General features: G+C 39.0%; 2 protein-coding genes. One reads left to right on the forward strand and one right to left on the reverse strand.

The features are described 5' to 3' along the window. A partial coding sequence (locus ACO1O5_RS08860; protein ID WP_486269487.1) for a circularly permuted type 2 ATP-grasp protein occupies nucleotides 1-1,508 on the reverse strand: 1,508 nt, incomplete at its 3' end. Between the two features lie 256 nt (nucleotides 1,509-1,764). On the opposite strand from ACO1O5_RS08860, the gene ACO1O5_RS08865 reads away from it, so the two are divergent. Next, nucleotides 1,765-2,454: a hypothetical protein gene (locus ACO1O5_RS08865; protein WP_486269488.1), complete on the forward strand. Its 690-nt coding sequence runs from the start codon at nucleotides 1,765-1,767 to the stop codon at nucleotides 2,452-2,454. Nucleotides 2,455-2,802 lie beyond the last annotated feature (348 nt).

Consider the following 2,802-nt stretch of genomic DNA (forward strand, 5'->3'; position numbering starts at 1 on the left):
AACAACAGTTTTATGGGCTGTTCTTCATTTGCATTTTCCGAAAGTACCCAGGTATCTTTACTGATACCACCGGATTGATTCGAAATAATAAAACTATTTTCCCCGGTACTGGTCCTGGTAAGTCCGCCAGGCATGGCGATATAACTATCTTGATTACTCGCAAGGAAACATCTTAAGAGGGAGCGTCCCGCTTCTATGTTTTTTTCCATTAACGAAGGAGTTGATGAGAAATTAATTTTTTCCTGTCCTACATACAGGTAAGGGTTAGCTTTTATTTGTCGTATCAATGTTGCCGCGCCTTTTGATGAAAGAGAAGCGCCATCAACGGCGGAATGCTTGCCGGCAATATCTCTGAAAATTCTTCTGACAACCAGTGTTTTTAAATTAGCTATCACATAATTCATCTCTTTTTGCTGGCCGCACCACCATGTTGCAATTGTTGGCATTATTAATTCGTTGCCAAAGAGATATTTTGATATAGCAGGCAAAAATGGAACAAGCCCCGCATTCTCAACGATACTGCTGCCGAGGGGATTCGCAATGGAAACATGGCCCCTTCTTACGGCCTGTACAAGTCCGGGAACGCCCAGGAGAGAATCGCTTCGTAATTCCAGTGGATCGCAATAGCTATCATCAACCCTTCGCAATATCACGTCTATTTTTTCTAATCCTTCTATAGTTTTAAGCCAAACCTTATTGTCTTTAACCATCAGGTCATTACCCTGTACCAAAGTAAGCCCGAGGTAAGCGGAAAGATAAGAGTGTTCAAAATAAGTTTCATTATCAGGGCCGGGAGTAAGTACTACTATTCTTGGATTGTCCACATTGTGGGGGGCAATTTTTGTGAGCACCTGTTGCAATGAATCAAAGTAAGGAGAGAGTCTTCTTACATTTAAATTGGAAAACAGTTCAGGTAAAACGCTCGACATGGCAAACCTGTTTTCCAATGCATAACCAGAGCCCGAAGGTGCTTGTGTACGATCGCTGATAACCCAAAGACGGCCATCGATACCGCGGGCTAAATCCGCAGCATATAAGGGTAAATATTGTTGACGAGTCAAATGAATTTTTACACATGGCCGCACAAAACCGGGATGCAGGTAAATCAGTTCCTGTGGAATGATGCCCTTTCTAATAAGTGATTGACTGCCGTAAATATCTTCAAGAAGCAATTTGAATAATTCGGCACGTTGTATTAAACCTGCATTAATGATTTCCCATTCAGCCGCAGTAATCAATTGAGGTAATGGATCCAGTTCCCACGGGCGATTTTGGCCGGAAGGATCATTATAAATATTATACGCTACTCCATTTTCTTTTAACAGCCGCAGAATATCGTCATTACGATTTTGCAGTTCATCATTACCAAGATCATGTAGATTTGAAAAGAACGTTTGCCAATCCGGCCTGAATTTGTTATCTGCTGTTAATAATTCATTGAATGAATTTTGAGCAGGAACATAATGTTGAAGGAGCGAATTGATAGCGGGATGATACGGCATACTCATTTAAGCGCTTTGGCCATTAAAAATAAGGAAATAAACCACTCCGGCCTCAACTAAGCAAATTAAGGTTTAATGCCGGGGCAACATTTATCACGATGCATCCATACTGACAGCCGTCTATTTTAAGCCTTTGAAATGCCTTTAAAATAGAAGAATGCGGAAGATCAGGATGAAGCGATAAAATATCCCGCGTGATTAAAGGGGAAGTATTCGGCTAGTTTATAATTATTTTTGGTGCAAATACAAACTAAATTCCGGTATGAATAAGAACCTTTGGTTAACAGCAATACTTGTCATTTCATTTTTAACTTCGGTGCCAGCACAGGTGTATGATAAGAAGACTGTGCACGCGGGGCAAAGCTTATCAGAAGTTTCGTATTACCTTTTTCCATTTTTCAAAGATGCTACAGTGAAATTTAAAAACGGGGGTGAGTTAGTATCGAAATTGGATTTCAATATGCTCATATGTCAAATTCAATTTATAGATCCGAAAGGTGATACGCTCAATCTTGTAAAGCTTGAGGATATTAACGAAATCGATTTTGACAGCACGACTTTTTTTTACGAAGACGGATATTACCAGGTTCTTGCAAAAAATGAGATCGCCGGCCTTGCAGTTTTGCGAAAGGTAAGTTATGAGCCAATCAAGATTGGTGCACTGGGCTTGCGAAATCACAGCGGGACAGGCACAGAAGAAGAGGGTTCATTCGTTCACAAATCGGGCGACAAGGAATTGACACTAAACGAAGACGTTGATATAACGAGGGAAACATCTTACTTTCTGATTGCGTCTAACGGCGAGAAGACCAAGGCAAACAGGCCTGGGTTTCTTAAAATGTTCTCAAAAAATAATGAACTTATAAAATCATATATCAAAGAAAACAAGCCGGATTTTAATAAAGAAAGCGATTTAAAAAAACTATTCGATTTTTGTACTAACGTACATTGATATTCGCAGTTTATTCCGGGAAATGTTAAATCGATATTTATTAATAATTCAAACTGCAATTATAATGGTAGTTATTGATTTAGTTAAGATACCAATCTCATTCTTTCGGTATTTCCAATTCGTGTTGCCGTAAAAAAGTTAACCTGTCCCAATAACCTCTTTGGAAAATTATTGTATCATCTATAACATGGAGAAATCCATAGCCTTTTAGTCCTGATAGGTATTTCCCTTCTCAAAGAAATTGAACAAAGATTTTTTATGAATATTTTTAGCCACTCAACCTAATAGTCTATTCACATCAGGAATCTTCTCCTACGCTCATTCTATCAAATACGTACCAGAGGCGTA

This window comes from Ginsengibacter sp. (assembly GCF_057362405.1).

Bases quoted from the DNA above. Each gene is read 5' to 3' on its own strand.
- ACO1O5_RS08865 (WP_486269488.1), top strand. From the start codon at position 1,765: ATGAATAAGAACCTTTGGTTAACAGCAATACTTGTCATTTCATTTTTA.